We start from the raw sequence: 15173 nt of genomic DNA, 5'->3' as shown, positions 1-15173 counted from the left end.
CCGACGGCTTCTGAAGGAGCTGCGGGACGGCCGGAGTCGAACGGGTCAGCGAGAAATGTCGGTGGGGTGGCCTACCTTCGAGGGCGTGAACCGTACCGACCGGCTCTACGCGATCGTCGAGGACCTGCGGGCGATCTCCCCGCGCTGCCGGTCCGCGCGTGAGCTCGCCCAGCGTTTCGAGGTGAGCTCGCGGACCATCGAGCGGGACATCTCCGCGCTGCAGCAGGCCGGCGTGCCCATCTACGCCGAGGTCGGGCGCCGGGGAGGGTACGCCCTGGACAGGAGCATGTCCCTGCCCCCGCTCAACTTCACCCCCGCCGAGGCCGTCGCGGTGGCGATCGCGCTCAGCCGCACCGAACAGCAGCCCTTCGCCGACGAGGCGCGCAGCGCGCTTCGCAAACTCGTCGCCGCCATGCCCGGACCGGAGGGGGAGCGCGCCCGTCAGCTGGCGGCCCGCGTCCAGATCCTGACCGAGGAGAAGCCGGAGTCGCGATACACCGGGTCCATCGGCCGGGTCATCGAGGAGGCCCTGCTCAACGGCCTTGTCCTGCGCATCCGGTACGCCGACGCCCAGGGCGTGCTGACCACCAGGGACGTCGAGCCCGGAGCGTTCGTCGGCGGGCGGAGCGGGTGGTGGTATCTGGTCGCGTGGTGCCGCCTGCGCGACGCCGTCCGCGTCTTCCGGCTCGACCGGATCGCGGACGCCGCCCTCACCGACGAGCCGGTGCCCGGACGGCCTCTGGAGGCCTTCGACGCCGACATACCGCACATGATCGCGCGCACTCCGGCACTGGACTGATATTCGAAAAAATGTTCGTGAGCGCGTGGAAACACCGACAGGGGGGTGTCGCGAGGGGCTGGGAGTCTCTACTCACGCGAGCGGCGCACCGGTCCCGGCCCGAACCGATCCGGTCCGTCCCGCACCGCTCAGCCCGCCGCCCGGCGTGCGCTTCCACGGAGACAGCACGTGGAGGCGCCGGGAGGAGACGCCGAGCGGCTCGCCAGAACTCCACAGAGCTGCACCGAGCTGCACAGACTTCAGAGGAAGAGAACCGACGATGACGACTCCCGCCGAGCCCGCAGTCAACACGGTCGCCTGGTTCGAGATCGCGAGCGACGACCCCGAGGGCGTCCAGCGGTTCTACGGCAACCTGTTCGGCTGGCGCTTCAGGACCAGCGACAACTCCGGCGCGATGGGCATCGACTACCGGCTCATCAGCTACCCCGGTGACGACGAGGTGCGGGGCGGAGTGTTCGCCACCCGTGGCGACATGCCCGGCCACGCCGTCTTCACCGTGCTGGTGCGGGACGTCGTGGAGACCTGCCGGCAGGTGGAGGCCCTCGGCGGAAAGGTGCTCAGCGAGGTCGTGGGCAACGACGGGCCCGACTTCGCCTACCTCCACGACACGTCGGGCAACCTCTTCGGCATCTTCGCTCCCCCCACCTCCTGACCCTCCACATGCCGACGCTCCTGTACCAGGTGCCCAGGGTGCTGGTCCTTCACGACGCCGCTGCCCGGCCCGCCATGCCGGCGACCGTGCCGCAGCCGAGCGGCGTGGTGCCAGGGTGTGCGTGCGCGGTGCCGGCGTGGGTGGCGCGAGAGCATGCGGGCTTCTCGCGTCGCCGCTGGGGCCGCACATCCTGGCGGGCGATGCCTGGACTGTGCCTGGTGAGCGGTGGCGGGTGAGTGAGGGTGAGAGTGATGCGTGAGTAAGCTTCGCGACGGCCGGTGAGACCGGCCGGAGCGTACCGAGGCCGTCCGGACGCCCGCCGGGACTTCGTCCCGTGCTTCCCCTGCGGCGCCTTTCCCCCCGGGTCCTTCCCCTCCGGGCCGTCAAGGGCACACGGCCGGCGGAGGCGTCACCTCGCGTGCCCGGCGGAGCGGAGGGCGTGGGGAAGACGCCCTCCTGCCCGGCGCGTCACGCGTCCGGCTGGCGGTGCTGCAACTGGCGGCGCAGTTCGGCGATCTCCCGCTCCAGGTCGGCGACCTGGGGAGCGTCGGAGCCGGCCGGGGCCTGGCCGGGGACGGCCTGCGACGGCTGCGGACGGCCCGGCTGCTGCGCGTACGGCGACGGAGCGGGGCGCACGTACTGCGTCGCACCGTCGGGACGCTGGGGCTCCACGCCCTCGCCCGGCCGCTGGGGGTCGTACCCTCCGGGGCGCGGAGGCTCGTAGCCCCCGCCGGAGCGCTGGGCGTCGCCACCGGCCGGCGGGAGGCTCTGCGGCTGCCAGCCCTGGGGCAGCACCTGGCCGTTCACCGGCTGCTGTCCGTAGCCGGCGCCCACCTGCGCCGGGTATGAGGCGCCGTTCGGGCCGGGGAAGGGACCCCCGCCGTACGAGGGCGCGGACGCCTGGCCCTGCGGGGAGGCGGACGCCTTCCCGCGCCTGCGCAGCACGAGCAGCAGCAGGAGGCCGCCGCCGATCACCACCAGGGCGCCGGCGCCGATCGCGATCCACACCCACATCGGCTGCGGGGTCTCGTCCTTGCCGGACGAGATCGCCTGCTGGGAGTCGGTGATGTACTTCGCGACGTACGGGTGGGACGGGAACAGCGCCTGGACCTCGCGGAACTTCGGCAGCGCGTCCTTGTAGTGCCGCAGGAAGAAGTCGTCGAGCGCCTCGTTGTACTTCGTCGTCGTCATCGACGCGGAGGGCTTGATGTTCTTCTCGTTGAGCTTCTCCTTGATGACCGAGACCGGGAGCACGAAGCTCTCGTTCTCCGACGCCTCGCCGTTCTCGCTGACGGTTCCGGCGATCAGCATGCCGACGACCTTGCCCGCACGGCTGAAGACCGGGCCGCCGGAGTTGCCGTGGTAGGAGGGCGCCTGCGTCTGGATGTACGGCACGCCCTCCTGCGTGGTGCGCTTGGCGTTGTACGGCCCCTCGGTCAGCGCGGGGTCGAGCTTCGACTCGACGCTGAACCACGGGGTGTTGGTCACCAGGCCGGGGAAGCCGCTGATGTAGAGCGTGTTGCCGGTCTGCACGTCCACGTCGTCGCCGAGCGGGACCGTCGGCAGGTTCTGCTGGCCGTTGACCTTGAGCAGGGCGAAGTCCTTGCCCGGGTAGCTCTCGCCCACCGACACGAGCTCGGCCGGAACCTCCTTGGCCGTCTTGTCGACGCCGCCGCCGGGGAGGCTCTGCAGCACCGACAGGCTCTTCTGCAGGCCGCGGATCTGCAGGTGGTTGGTGTTGAAGGTGACGTAGACCTGCTGGGCGAGCTCGAGAAGCTCCTTGTCGGCCTCGATGCCCTGAAGGCCGTTGATGATCTCCTTGGCGTCCTGCTTGTTGAACTTCTGCAGCGCCTGCTGCGCGAAGGTCTGCGACAGCTCGTCGTCGTTCAACTCGACGCAGTGCGCGCCGGTGACCATGTAACCGTCCGGGGTCACCCACCAGCCCGTGCACATGCCGCCGACCTGCGCCTTGGCGGTGCGCTCCGGCGTGACGGGCTCGAGGTACCGGTCGACGTCGGCCGCCATGCGCTGGAACAGGAACTTGGCGATGCTGCGTTCGTCAGAGGGGATCTTGCCGGCGATCACCGCCTGGGTGGCGTCGTTGACGAGCTGCTGGAACGGTCCCTGCCGGACCTGGCTGGTCGGGACGACGACCTCGCCCGAGTAGGTGAGGCTTGTGAGCTGGACGGCCGGGTGCGTGCGCGCGGCCAGTTTGGTGCCCACGGGCACCTCGTCTGCGGTGTCCGCCGAAGCGGGAGCGGCGGTGACGACCACGGCGACGGCCGCCAGCGCGGCCATCCCTCCGGTCAGTCTGCCGAGATATTTTCTGAACGTTCCATCCACGGCAGCAATCGTGGAGGTTTGGTCTTGTTTCTTGCTTGGAGGTGGCTTGGGACTGCTTGGAACCCCTCCAGAAGCCGACTGCAAGCCTGCCACACAGCGGCCGGTCGTCGCGCACGCGCCGGTGACACGCCGATGACACGCCGACGGCCCCCGCCCGGAGGGCGGAGGCCGCCGATGTCGATCGTCGCCGCGTCAGACACCCATGGACTGGGTGTCGTTGGTCTCCGGCGTCTGCTGGGCCGTCACCTCGGTCACCCCGTTCTTGAGGTGATACCGGGCGATGGCCTCCTGCAGCGTCTCGGTCTTGACCTCGCCCCGGCGGGCGAGCTGGGTCAGCACCGCCAGCGTGATCGAGGCCGCGTCCACGTGGAAGTGGCGGCGCAGCGCCGAGCGCGTGTCGGACAGGCCGAACCCGTCGGTCCCGAGCGAGGACCAGTCACCAGGCACCCACTGGGAGATCTGGTCGGGGACGGCGCGCATGTAGTCGCTGACCCCCACGAACGGCCCCGGCACGCCGGACAGCTTGGTGGTGACGTACGGCACCCGCTGCTCGGCGTCGGGGTTGAGCAGGTTGTGCTCCTCGACGGCGAGGGCGTCCCTGCGCAGTTCGCTCCAGGAGGTGGCCGACCAGATGGCGGCCGACACGCCCCAGTCCTCCGCCAGCATCCGCTGGGCCTCCAGCGCCCACGGGGCGGCGACGCCGGACACCAGGATGTTCGCCTTCGGCCCCTCGCCGGCGGCGGGCGCGAAGAGGTACAGGCCCTTGAGGATGCCCTCGACGTCGACGTTCTCCGGCTCGGCCGGCTGCGGGTAGGGCTCGTTGTAGACGGTCAGGTAGTAGAAGACGTCTTCGGGCCGCTCCCCGTACATCCTCCGCAGGCCGTCCCGCACGATGTGCGCGATCTCGAACGCCCAGGCCGGGTCGTACGACACGGCGGCGGGGTTCGTGGAGGCGATCAGCGGGGTGTGGCCGTCCTCGTGCTGCAGGCCCTCGCCGTTCAGCGTGGTGCGCCCGGCCGTGGCGCCGAGCAGGAAGCCCCGGCCCATCTGGTCGCCGAGCTGCCACATCTGGTCGGCGGTCCGCTGGAACCCGAACATCGAGTAGAAGATGTAGACCGGGATCATGTGCTCGCCGTGCGTGGCGTAGGAGCTGCCGGCCGCGATGACCGAGCCCATCGACCCGGCCTCGCTGATCCCCTCGTGCAGGATCTGGCCCTCGGTCGACTCCTTGTACGACAGCAGCAGCTCGCGGTCGACCGCCTCGTACGTCTGCCCGTGCGGCGAGTAGATCTTGGCGGTCGGGAACATCGCGTCCACACCGAACGTGCGGGCCTCGTCCGGGATGACGGGCACGAACCGCGCGCCGATCTCCTTGTCGCGAATGAGGTCCTTGAGCAGGCGAACGAACGCCATCGTGGTCGCGACGTTCTGCTTGCCCGAACCCTTGCGCAGGCCCGCGTACACCGGGTCGCCGGGGAGCTTGAGCGGCTTGGCGCGGACCACCCGCTTGGGCAGGTAGCCGCCGAGCGCCGCCCGGCGCTCCTTCATGTACGCGATCTCCTCGTTGTTCTCCCCGGGGTGGAAGTACGGCGGGATGTCGGCGTCGAGGTCCTTGTCGGGGATGGGCAGGTAGAGCCGGTCGCGGAACTCCTTGAGCTCGGCCTTGCTCATCTTCTTCATCTGGTGCGTCGCGTTGCGCGCCTCGAAGTCCTTGCCGAGCGTCCAGCCCTTGATCGTCTGGGCCAGGATGACGGTCGGCTGGCCGACGTGCTCGCGGGCCGCCTTGAACGCGGCGTACACCTTGCGGTAGTCGTGCCCGCCGCGCGACAGCTTGCGGATGTCGTCGTCCGACATGTGCTCGACCATCTTGCGCAGGCGCGGGTCGCCGCCGAAGAAGTTGTCGCGGATGTAGCCGCCCGACTCGACCGAGTAGGTCTGGAACTGGCCGTCGGGGGTGGTGTTCATCTGGTTGACGAGCACGCCGTCGACGTCGGCCGCCAGCAGCGGGTCCCAGTCGCGGCCCCAGACGACCTTGATGACGTTCCAGCCGGCGCCGCGGAAGTACGACTCCAGCTCCTGGATGATCTTGCCGTTGCCGCGCACCGGGCCGTCGAGCCGCTGCAGGTTGCAGTTGATGACGAAGGTGAGGTTGTCGAGCTCCTCACGGGCGGCGACGCCGATCGCGCCGAGCGACTCGGGCTCGTCCATCTCGCCGTCGCCGAGGAAGCACCAGACGTGGCTGCGGCTGGTGTCCTTGATCTTGCGGCTCAGCAGGTAGCGGTTGAACCGCGCCTGGTAGATCGCGCCGATCGGGCCGAGGCCCATCGAGACCGTGGGGAACTCCCAGAAGTCCGGCATGAGCCGGGGGTGCGGGTAGGAGGGCAGGCCCTTGATCCCGTGCGACAGCTCCTGGCGGAACGCGTCGAGCTGGGCCGCGTCGAGGCGGCCCTCCAGGAACGCGCGTGCGTAGATGCCCGGGGCCGCGTGGCCCTGGATGAAGATCTGGTCGCCCGACTCCCCGTGGTCCTTGCCGCGGAAGAAGTGGTTGAAGCCCACCTCGTACAGGGAGGCGGCGGAGGCGTAGGTGGCGATGTGGCCGCCGACGTTGGTCCGCGCGTTCGCCCGGGTGACCATGACCGCCGCGTTCCAGCGGATGTAGGCCCGGATGCGGCGCTCGACGTACTCGTCTCCCGGGAACCAGGGCTCGCGCTCGGGGGGAATGGTGTTGATGTAGTCCGTGCTGCGCAGGCCGGGTACGCCGACTTGGTGTTCCCGGGCGCGCTCGAGCAGCCGGAGCATCAGGTAACGGGCGCGGGTGCGGCCCTCGGTCTTGATGACGTTGTCGAGCGATTCGAGCCATTCGTTGGTCTCGCTCGGATCGACATCAGGCAACTGGCTGGGTAGGCCGTCACTGATGATCGAAAAACGCTGGCGTCCGGAAGCCACTGGGTCTCGCCTTCCGAGAATGGACTTTGGTCTCGTCGGATCTGTTACGTCTGTGTTGCCTGCAGCGATGCGCTCAGCGCTTGGTCGCGGCGTTGCGGTCGTCTTCCATCCTGTCTCGTCCCACCGGAAAGCGCATCTCTACTTCCCGGTAACCGAGCCGTCCCCGCTGGCAGCGGATGCGGCTTGGCCTAGACCACCGATGGTAGGACGATTTTCGCAGACTGCACATTCCTTGTTGCCCCGGGGTTTCCCCCAGAGCGAACGGGCGGCGTTCCCCCTGATCACCCTAGGCGCCGTCCGCTCCCCCCTACCCCCTCCGGCGCGGCTTCACCCGGGCCGTTCCGTACGGGCTCGGCGAGGGGTGGACGGGCGGTGTCCCGGGCGTTCACCCCGGTCATGGGCCGATCTGTGGGCTTACGTAACGTTTTGGTATGAGTTGTCCCTCCCTCTGTGGAGGGCAGGGTTTCTCCCCTTTCCAGGTGGCGATAGCCGTACCAGGCTCTGGAAGAGGGGGAGGAGTGAGATGCACGCAGCGGTAGGGGACCGGCTCGTGGTGCACAGCGCCGTCGTGGGCGAGCACGAGAAGCACGGTGAGATCATCGAGGTCCGCGGTCCCGAGGGCGGCCCGCCGTTCCTGGTGCGGTTCGAGGACGGGCACGAGGCGCTCGTCTTCCCCGGGCCGGACGCCGTCGTCGTCGCAGCTCAGCGCGGATCGTAATATCACGGTGTGAAATCGACGGTGATCGAGGTGCGGACCGGCGCGTGGGAGCGCGTACACGACATCACCCGGGAGTGCGCGGACTTCGCCCGCGACTGCGGGGGAGACGGGCTGCTGCACGTCTTCGTCCCGCACGCGACCGCGGGCGTGGCGCTGCTGGAGCTCGGCTCCGGCAGCGACGAGGACCTGCTGGCCGCTCTCGGCGACCTGCTCCCCTCGGACGACCGGTGGCGGCATGCCCACGGCTCCCGGGGGCATGGAAGGTCGCATGTCATGCCCGCACTCATTCCGCCGTACGCCACGGTTCCCGTCCTGGGGGGCCGTCTCGCGCTGGGGACCTGGCAGTCGGTCGCCCTGGTCGACCTCAACGTCGACAACCCCGACAGGCGGGTCCGTTTGTCGTTTTTGACCGATTAAGAGATAACGGTGCGGGTCACCCGTCGTGGCGACCGTTGACGACGACCGGTCGCAGCGTGTGGACTGTGCCGAAGCATGGCTCTCAATGAGCCGCGACAACCGCAGACATGGGCGGGGTCACCCCAAGCAGGAGGGATGAACGTGAGCGCGACCGCGGGTCAGGCGCAAGGCGAGCGCGGCCTGGCCGAAAGACTCGGCCTCAAAGCCGGTCAGGTGGTGCAGGAGGTCGGTTGGGACGAGGACTGCGACGAGGCGCTGCGCCAGTCCATCGAGAACCTGACCGGCAACGAGCTGGTGGACGAGGACTACGAAGACGTCGTCGACGTCGTGCTGCTGTGGTGGCGTGACGGGGACGGAGATCTCTTCGACGCCCTGAGCGACGCGATGACGGCACTCGCCGACGGCGGCCAGATCTGGCTGCTCACCCCGAAGGCGGGGCGCGACGGCCACGTGGAGCCCAGCGACATCGGTGAGGACGCGGCGACCGCCGGGCTTTCCCAGACGAGCAGCGTGAGCGCCGCGAGGGACTGGTCGGGCACGAGGCTCGTCGCCCCGAAGGCCCGCCGCTGAGCGTCGCCCTGCCGTACGGCCCGGGGATGCCGTACGGCAGGCTGATGGGCGGACACCTGGGAGGGACTGCTCATGACGGTTGAGGTCGGGCAGCGGGCTCCGGAGTTCGCGCTGAAGGACCAGCACGGTGTCCCCGTGCGGCTCTCCGACCTGCGGGGCAGGCGAGTGGTGCTCGTCTTCTACCCCCTGTCGTTCAGCCCCGTCTGCCACGGCGAGCTCGCGGCGATCCGCGACGAGTTCGCCGGCTCACTGCCCGCGGACGTCCAGGTGCTGGCGGTCTCGGTCGACTCGATGTTCAGCCAGCGTGCCTGGGCCGACCAGGAAAACTTCACGTTTCCTCTGTTGTCGGATTTCTGGCCCCATGGTGAGGTCGCACGGGCGTACGGTGTCCTCGATGAGGACAGGGGGCTCGCCCTCAGGGGCACGTTCGTCATCGACGCCGAGGGCGTCGTGCGCTGGAAGGTCGTCAACCCGATCGGCTCCGCACGCGACCTCGACGAGTATCGCAAGGCGCTCGCGGCAGTCTGATCGTTTCATCGCCTGACTCCGGGCATTGACATATACGGTTTCGTCCCCCCACTCGCCCCATTGGAGGCCACGATGCCCTGCTACAGGTGCGGGGCCCGGCAGATCGACCCCGTACGCGGCGCCAGCCCCTGGAAGCGCGCCGTACGCCGAGAGGCGCAGGTGCTCGTCTGCCCGGACTGCCAGCGTGTGCACGACCTCGACCTCGACACGTGCGCCTCGTGCGGCTCGATCGCGTTGATCTGCCGCCTGGGGGAGATCGAGTGCCGCTCCTGCGGAGAGATACGGCTCGCCCGCGCGGGTGAGCCGCTCGTCGCGGCCGGCTCCTCCGGCTCGCCGGCGTCCGCCGGGCCTTCGGGCTCGTCCGGCCTGGCGGCGGAGGTGGAGGCCGCGCTCAGCCGCGTGCTCGGGCGCCCGTGACGCGTCCGCCCGTGCCGTACGTGGTCGCGCTCGACGTGGGCGGCACCTCGATGAAGGGCGGGCTCGTCACCCGGGCCGGCGAGGTCACGGTCCTCGCCGGTCGTCCCACGGGCCGGGAGAACGGCCCTGAGGCGGTGGTCGAGGCGGTGCGCGCCTACGTCGGCGAGATCGCCTCACTCGGGCGGTCGCGGTACGCGAATCCCCCCGCCGGGGTCGGGCTCGCCGTCCCCGGCATCGTCACCTCCGCCACCGCCGTCTACTCGGCCAACATCGGCTGGCGGGACGTGCCGGCCGAGGCGTTCGTGCCCTCCGGCGTCCCCGTGCGCCTCGGCCACGACGTCCGTACGGGCGGCCTGGCCGAGAGCGTGTTCGGCGCGGGGCGCGGCGTCGCCGACTTCCTGTTCCTGCCCATCGGCACCGGCATCGCCGGCGCGGTCGTGCTGCGCGGCGATCCGTACGGCGGGGCGCACGGCTGGGGCGGCGAGATCGGGCACGCGCCCGTCTGGCCCGCGGGGGAGAAGTGCGCCTGCGGGCAGACCGGCTGCCTGGAGACCTACGCCTCCGCCTCGGCCCTCGCCCGCCGTTTCACGGCCCGCTCGGGGCGCACGGCCACCGCCAAGGAGGTGGTGGAACTCGCGGTCGCGGGGGACGCGGCGGCCGCCGAGGTGTTCGGCGAGGCGATCGAGGCCCTGGCCATCGCCCTCGCGTCGTACGTACTGCTGCTCGACCCCGCGTTGATCGTCCTCGGCGGCGGCCTGTCGGAGGCCGGCGCAGTGTTGCTCGATCCCCTGAGGGAACGGCTGGCGGGACGGCTGACCTTCCAGGAGCCCCCGCCCCTGCGTACGGCCGCCCTCGGGACCCGGGCGGGCATGCTCGGCGCGGCCCTGCTGGGCTGGCAGGCGGCGGGAGAGCATGACGCGGGAGCGGACTGGCCTATCGATGTGCTCAGAGGCGGGTCCGTGTCGTAAGGTGTAGACCGGTCCGGGCGGTTAGCTCAGCGGTAGAGCACTCGCCTTACAAGCGAGGGGTCACTGGTTCGAACCCAGTACCGCCCACCTGGTGAAACGGCGTGTTGCCGATCTTGTTTTCGCGGACCGAGTGACTATCTGAGTGACTATGCCTCGAAGAGGCTGTCCATCTTCTCCGCGCCCTGCATGAGCACCGGGCGGATCTGCTTGCGGTAGACGGTCTCGGTGACCACGGTGTTCCGGTGGCCGACGAGGCGTGAGATGTCCTCGATGGGGACGCCGGAGTCGGACAGTAGCGAGACGAAGCTGTGCCGCATCTCCCGAGGGGACCAGTCCTTGCCGGGGAGATCGGCGTTTTCGAGGATCTTGCGGAAGTCGCGTCGTACGTTGTGCGCGGTGAGCGCCGTTCCGTTCTTGGTGCGGAAGACGAGATCGGACTCAGTGGAGGTCTGCTTGTCGGCCAGGGCGTGAAGGGCGTCGACGCAGAGCCGGGGCAGCTTGAGGGATCGGCGGGACTTGACGGTCTTGGTGTCGCCCTTCTGCCGGACCGAGCGCCAGACGTGGATCGCGAACTCCTCGTGGTCCCAGCCGGCCTCGTCAACGGGCGACCACGCCTGCCGCTCCTCGTCGTACGCGACGACGTGTGACCAGGTGAGCGCGCGAAGCTCCTCGGTCCGAGCGCCGATCAGCAGCGAGAGCACGATGTACGCACGCATGCGCGGCGTGGCCTTAGCCGTCTCGTCGAGGATGGCCTGAGCCTGTGTCAGGGTGAGCGCCTTGGACGGGCGGCCCGCCCGCCCCTCGGGGATCTCGCAGAGATCGACGACGTTCCGTTTCACCTTGTCGCGGCGCATCGCGCTCTTGACCGCACGGTTCAGGATGCCGTGGATCAGCTTGAGCGACCGTGTGCTGAGTTCTCCTTTCTTGCTGGCCAGCCAGGAGTCCACGTCCTCCACGGACAGGTCACGCAGCTTGCGCGCGCCGAGCGCCGGGAGGACGTGGGTCTCCGCGAACGTGGTGTACATCCGGACCGTGCTGGGGGACCGGCCGCCCAGGCCATGAGCGAGCCAGTAGGTCACGGCGTCGCTCACGGTGTAGTTGGTCGGTGCGATGGCCAGACCGTCTTCGTGGTCGCGGATGATCTCTTTGAGCTTGGCCTTGGCTTCGGTCTTGGTCTTGCCGCTGGCCTTCTTCACGATGCGTTTCCCCGCAGGGGAGTAGCCCAGGGTCACCGAGGCGATCCAACGTTGCCGCTGTTCGTCCCAGTGCAGGCCGCCGTCTCCTTTGCTGCGTCGGGCGGTCATGATGCCTTCCTTGCCTCCTTCTCCAGTAGCCGGATGTAGTCGTCGATGGCCGAGGCCGGGATGAGCCGGGTACGGCCCTGCCGGACGGAGCGGAGTCGCCCCGAGCGGATGAGTTCGTAGATGACGCTACGACTGAGGCTGAGCAGGCGCATCGCGTCAGGGATGCGGTAGAGCCGCCGATCGGCAGATGGGGGTGGGGTCATTCGCCCTCGCGCTCTGCCCTGATGGCGCGGGCGGTCTGGACGCGCTGGCGGATGTGTTCGGCCATGATCGCCTCACCGGGCGTGTGGCCGATCCCGGCCAGGCGCCAGTGGCCGAGGACGAGTGTGGTCGCGTCGCCGAGGGCGGGCAGCCCGTGGCGTTCGCGTGCTTCGGCGGCACGGTGCTGGGCGCGAGCGCCGCGCAGGTCGCCGAGCTTGAGGGAGTAGGCGCGGCTCTTGCTGGAGAAGTGGCCCCGGAAGCCGAGCATGTGCGCCCATGGCCGCAGGCGCAGGGCGGCGAACTCCGGGCGTCCGCCGAGGTCCCAGCAGGTGCGGATTATGCGCCGGGCATGGTCGGTGACCGGCAGCGCGTCCAGATGGAGCCCGGGTTTGAGTCCGGTGCCGTGGCAGCGCCCGCAGGTAGCGGTCAGGGTGAGCCGCCCACGACCGCCGCAGGCCGAGCACGACACGCGATGATCGACGGTGCTGGAGGCTTCCGCACCTTTGGTGGCGTACTTGGCGATGTAGCCGGCCACCGCCCGTTCGCTGAGTCCTTCCGCTCTCGGGTCGAGGAGGATGGGTCGGATGTCGAGCTGGTCGCCCCAGGTCAGCTCCCACTGTCCGAGGTCGCTCTCGGGTGAGGAGAGACGGACACGGGCGACCGCAGGTGGGACCGTTCGTACAAGTAGGTCGTGGTCAGCCCATGGGGGAGGGGGTTCGTGGGCTCCTGCCGGGCCGTCGAGGCGGATGACTGAATGGAAGTGGACGAGGCCGCGCCGCTGATACTCGGCGACCTTGGCGAAGGAGACGCGCACCTCCTTGCCGAAGGCACGGCGGCTCACCCCCATCTGTGCGGCCAACTCTTGGCGCATGGCCAGAGTGAAGCGGTGCCAAAGCGCGCCCGCGTGTGCCTGCCAGAGGACGGCGCCGATGTAGTCGTAGCAGTCCGGGCAGATGGGCTGTCCGAGCCGGTCATCTCGTGGTTCGTGCCGGGCATGGCATCCGACCGGCCGCCCGTGCTCGCACACCTTGTCGCGCTTCCGGGGACGGCAGGAACGTCCGTCCCGGTGGGAGTGAACCGGGCCGAAGGACGGAGCGGTCAGCGTAACGAAGGCCCGCGGATGGGAGCTGACTGTCTCCGGGACGCCCTTACCACCCGACAGGCCAGCGCGGATCAGGTGGAAGGTGTCGGCCCGGTAGACCTCCGAGCAGGCCGGGCACACCGAGGCGCGCCGGTTGCCGCAGGCGATGAGCAGGCGACCGCCCGGCTCGTCGGCTGTGGTGTAGCTGTGCAGGACCTCGCCGGTGCCCGCGTCCACGATGGCCGATTCGCCGGCCAGGTGGATGGGGTGGGCACAGCCGCCTGTCGGCTGCCATACGCGGCACGAACCACGAGATGACCGGCTCGGACAGCCCATCTGCCGCCATCTTGCTCGGCGTCCGGCCCGGACACCCGGTGATTCATCGCCGCAGGGGCTCCTGCTGGGCCGTCGAGGCGGATGACTGAGTGGAAGTGGACGAGGCCGCGCCGCTGATACTCGGCAACCTTGGCGAACGAGACGCGCACCTCCTTGCCGAACGCACGGCGACTCATTCCCATCTGTGCGGCCAGCTCTTGCCGCATGGCCAGGGTGAAGCGGTGCCAAAGCGCGCCCGCGTGTGCCTGCCAGAGGACGGCGCCGATGTAGTCGTAGCAGTCCGGGCAGATGGGCTGTCCGAGCCGGTCATCTCGTGGTTCGTGCCGGGCATGGCATCCGACCGGCCGCCCGTGCTCGCACACCTTGTCGCGCTTCCGGGGACGGCAGGAACGTCCGTCCCGGTGGGAGTGAACCGGGCCGAAGGACGGAGCGGTCAGCGTAACGAAGGCCCGCGGATGGGAGCTGACTGTCTCCGGGACGCCCTTACCACCCGACAGGCCAGCGCGGATCAGGTGGAAGGTGTCGGCCCGGTAGACCTCCGAGCAGGCCGGGCACACCGAGGCGCGCCGGTTGCCGCAGGCGATGAGCAGGCGACCGCCCGGCTCGTCGGCTGTCGTGTAGCTGTGCAGGACCTCGCCGGTGCCCGCGTCCACGATGGCCGACTCGCCGGCCAGGTGGATGGGGTGGGCACAGCCGCCTGTCGCGGCCACCATCGAGCGCCACCGGTCATAGCCGGGTGCGTTGATGACCCGAACGAGGTCGGTCATCCAATCGTGTTCGTCGTTCGCGCTCATGATCGGTACCTCCCTCCTGCCGTAGGACTACTTGTAGTACATGTTGACGTGCGTTGCTGGTGCTCGTCAACCTGTAGTACAAGTTGTCTTGAGAGAAGTGGAAGGGATCGTATGGAGACCGAGGAGAAGGACCCACGCTGGCGCGTCATCGCCACCGATCTACGCGCCGCCATCCTCGACGGCCGTTACCCGCCTGGCGGTGCGCTGCCGAGCGAGCCGGAGCTGGTCAGGAAGTACGAGGTCTCTCGTCCCACGGTCCGCAAGGCCATCGACACCCTGGTCTCCGAGGGCTTGGCCTACGTCATGCGGGGGCGTGGCTCGTTCGTGCGTCCCATGCCCGAGCGGCGCGCCATCATCATCACGGACCGGAATCGGCCCGACCTGGCCGCGCCCGGCAACCATCCCGACGTGCAGGAGTTCGGCTGGGACCTGGCCATGAAGGACTTCGAGCCCGAGGCTCCACTGTTCACCGACGAGAAGATCAGCGCGAACCGAGACGTCGCCATCTTGCTCGGCGTCCGGCCCGGACACCCGGTGATTCATCGCCGCAGCATGTGGCACCGCGGCCACACCGCTCGCATCCACGGCGCGTCAGCCCGGCTGGAGATCAACTCCTACACGAACGCCGACATGCTGCCTGAGTGGGACGACCCGAAGCGGTACCACCAGTTCCGCAAGCGTCCGGGCTTCTTCTACCAGTCGCTTATCAGCGAGCACGGCCCGGTCCGCTGGATGACCCTGACGACGGCCCGCATCGCATACGAGGATGAACGGGCGCTGCTGGGGCTGGACTACGCCGAGGCGCTGCTGATCATCCGGCGCACCATGGCCCACGCCAACGGTCGTCCGATTGAGGTCACCGAGGTCAAGGCCCCCGCCAACCGCTACGAGATCGGCTACCACACCGAACTCGCCGACGACCCCGACGCTGACCTCACTCCGCAGGAACTCAGCGACAACGGCATCGACCTCGTGATCTAGAACCTGCCGTCTGGGTGGCTCAGAGTTTCTTTACTGGTTCAAGGCGGCCCGCTGCGCGGGCCGCCGGGCGCGCCGGTCGGCAAGCGTGCCCGGCTGCGGCTCTCCGGCCGGTCCGGGC

Annotated in this window: 14 protein-coding genes, 1 tRNA gene and 1 pseudogene; 10 read left to right on the top strand and 6 right to left on the bottom strand. The window is 69.4% G+C overall.

Annotation, left to right across the window (positions count from 1 at the left end; all coding sequences use genetic code 11):
* Positions 1–85 precede the first annotated feature (85 nt).
* Both F5972_RS07110 and F5972_RS07105 read left to right on the top strand, forming a co-directional pair.
* A complete protein-coding gene (locus F5972_RS07110) occupies positions 86–799 on the top strand; it encodes a helix-turn-helix transcriptional regulator (protein WP_150932249.1) in 714 nt (237 codons plus the stop codon).
* Between the two features lie 259 nt (positions 800–1058).
* Positions 1059–1451 carry a VOC family protein gene (locus F5972_RS07105; protein ID WP_150932247.1) on the top strand — a complete coding sequence of 131 codons (393 nt, stop codon included), beginning with the start codon at positions 1059–1061 and terminating at the stop codon, positions 1449–1451.
* Between the two features lie 468 nt (positions 1452–1919).
* On the opposite strand, the gene F5972_RS07100 is transcribed toward F5972_RS07105, so the two are convergent.
* Positions 1920–3794 carry a trypsin-like peptidase domain-containing protein gene (locus F5972_RS07100; protein ID WP_225311231.1) on the bottom strand — a complete coding sequence of 625 codons (1875 nt, stop codon included), beginning with the start codon at positions 3792–3794 and terminating at the stop codon, positions 1920–1922.
* 192 nt (positions 3795–3986) lie between these two features.
* Complete coding sequence (gene aceE, locus F5972_RS07095; protein WP_150932245.1) at positions 3987–6740, bottom strand: pyruvate dehydrogenase (acetyl-transferring), homodimeric type; 2754 nt, start codon at positions 6738–6740, stop codon at positions 3987–3989.
* Between the two features lie 523 nt (positions 6741–7263).
* Here aceE and F5972_RS07090 point away from each other — a divergent pair.
* The 7 genes from F5972_RS07090 to F5972_RS07060 all read left to right on the top strand — a co-directional run bounded on the left by F5972_RS07090 (position 7264) and on the right by F5972_RS07060 (position 10445).
* The gene (locus F5972_RS07090; RefSeq protein ID WP_150932243.1) at positions 7264–7458 is read left to right on the top strand and encodes a DUF1918 domain-containing protein; all 195 of its coding nucleotides are present in this window, start codon (positions 7264–7266) and stop codon (positions 7456–7458) included.
* A gap of 9 nt (positions 7459–7467) precedes the next feature.
* Positions 7468–7875 carry a YjbQ family protein gene (locus F5972_RS07085; protein ID WP_150932241.1) on the top strand — a complete coding sequence of 136 codons (408 nt, stop codon included), beginning with the start codon at positions 7468–7470 and terminating at the stop codon, positions 7873–7875.
* 141 nt (positions 7876–8016) lie between these two features.
* Positions 8017–8445: a DUF3052 domain-containing protein gene (locus F5972_RS07080; protein ID WP_150932239.1), complete on the top strand. Its 429-nt coding sequence runs from the start codon at positions 8017–8019 to the stop codon at positions 8443–8445.
* A gap of 72 nt (positions 8446–8517) precedes the next feature.
* A complete protein-coding gene (locus tag F5972_RS07075; protein ID WP_150932237.1) occupies positions 8518–8973 on the top strand; it encodes a peroxiredoxin in 456 nt (151 codons plus the stop codon).
* 72 nt (positions 8974–9045) lie between these two features.
* Positions 9046–9390 carry a hypothetical protein gene (locus F5972_RS07070; protein ID WP_150932235.1) on the top strand — a complete coding sequence of 115 codons (345 nt, stop codon included), beginning with the start codon at positions 9046–9048 and terminating at the stop codon, positions 9388–9390.
* Positions 9387–10358, top strand: coding sequence for an ROK family protein (locus tag F5972_RS07065; protein ID WP_225311230.1), 972 nt, complete (start codon positions 9387–9389; stop codon positions 10356–10358). Before F5972_RS07070 ends, F5972_RS07065 begins: the two co-directional genes overlap by 4 nt.
* 15 nt (positions 10359–10373) lie before the next feature.
* Positions 10374–10445 (top strand) — tRNA-Val (locus F5972_RS07060).
* 59 nt (positions 10446–10504) lie between these two features.
* Here the strand turns inward: F5972_RS07060 and F5972_RS07055 are convergent.
* From F5972_RS07055 to F5972_RS37865, 4 genes and pseudogenes are all read right to left on the bottom strand, one after another.
* Complete coding sequence (locus F5972_RS07055; RefSeq protein WP_150932233.1) at positions 10505–11662, bottom strand: tyrosine-type recombinase/integrase; 1158 nt, start codon at positions 11660–11662, stop codon at positions 10505–10507.
* Positions 11659–11865: a helix-turn-helix domain-containing protein gene (locus tag F5972_RS07050; RefSeq protein ID WP_147942865.1), complete on the bottom strand. Its 207-nt coding sequence runs from the start codon at positions 11863–11865 to the stop codon at positions 11659–11661. Before F5972_RS07050 ends, F5972_RS07055 begins: the two co-directional genes overlap by 4 nt.
* The gene (locus F5972_RS07045; RefSeq protein ID WP_191909978.1) at positions 11862–13181 is read right to left on the bottom strand and encodes a replication initiator; all 1320 of its coding nucleotides are present in this window, start codon (positions 13179–13181) and stop codon (positions 11862–11864) included. Before F5972_RS07045 ends, F5972_RS07050 begins: the two co-directional genes overlap by 4 nt.
* A 131-nt stretch (positions 13182–13312) precedes the next feature.
* Positions 13313–14047, bottom strand: a pseudogene (locus F5972_RS37865) (replication initiator); the annotation flags it as partial.
* Positions 14048–14185: 138 nt separating this feature from the next.
* On the opposite strand from F5972_RS37865, the gene F5972_RS07035 reads away from it, so the two are divergent.
* On the top strand, positions 14186–15055 hold the full coding sequence (locus tag F5972_RS07035) for a GntR family transcriptional regulator (RefSeq protein WP_150932231.1): 870 nt from the start codon (positions 14186–14188) through the stop codon (positions 15053–15055).
* Positions 15056–15173: the final 118 nt, after the last annotated feature.

This window comes from Microbispora cellulosiformans (genome assembly GCF_008728085.1).
Classification (GTDB): domain Bacteria; phylum Actinomycetota; class Actinomycetes; order Streptosporangiales; family Streptosporangiaceae; genus Microbispora; species Microbispora amethystogenes.
Note: the sequence above shows the minus strand (reverse complement) of the source record. Positions and strands in the feature narration are given on the sequence as shown.

Bases quoted from the DNA above. Each gene is read 5' to 3' on its own strand.
- F5972_RS07035 (WP_150932231.1), top strand. From the start codon at position 14,186: ATGGAGACCGAGGAGAAGGACCCACGCTGGCGCGTCATCGCCACCGAT.
- F5972_RS07050 (WP_147942865.1), bottom strand. From the start codon at position 11,865: ATGACCCCACCCCCATCTGCCGATCGGCGGCTCTACCGCATCCCTGAC.
- F5972_RS07055 (WP_150932233.1), bottom strand. From the start codon at position 11,662: ATGACCGCCCGACGCAGCAAAGGAGACGGCGGCCTGCACTGGGACGAA.
- F5972_RS07070 (WP_150932235.1), top strand. From the start codon at position 9,046: ATGCCCTGCTACAGGTGCGGGGCCCGGCAGATCGACCCCGTACGCGGC.
- F5972_RS07075 (WP_150932237.1), top strand. From the start codon at position 8,518: ATGACGGTTGAGGTCGGGCAGCGGGCTCCGGAGTTCGCGCTGAAGGAC.
- F5972_RS07105 (WP_150932247.1), top strand. From the start codon at position 1,059: ATGACGACTCCCGCCGAGCCCGCAGTCAACACGGTCGCCTGGTTCGAG.
- F5972_RS07090 (WP_150932243.1), top strand. From the start codon at position 7,264: ATGCACGCAGCGGTAGGGGACCGGCTCGTGGTGCACAGCGCCGTCGTG.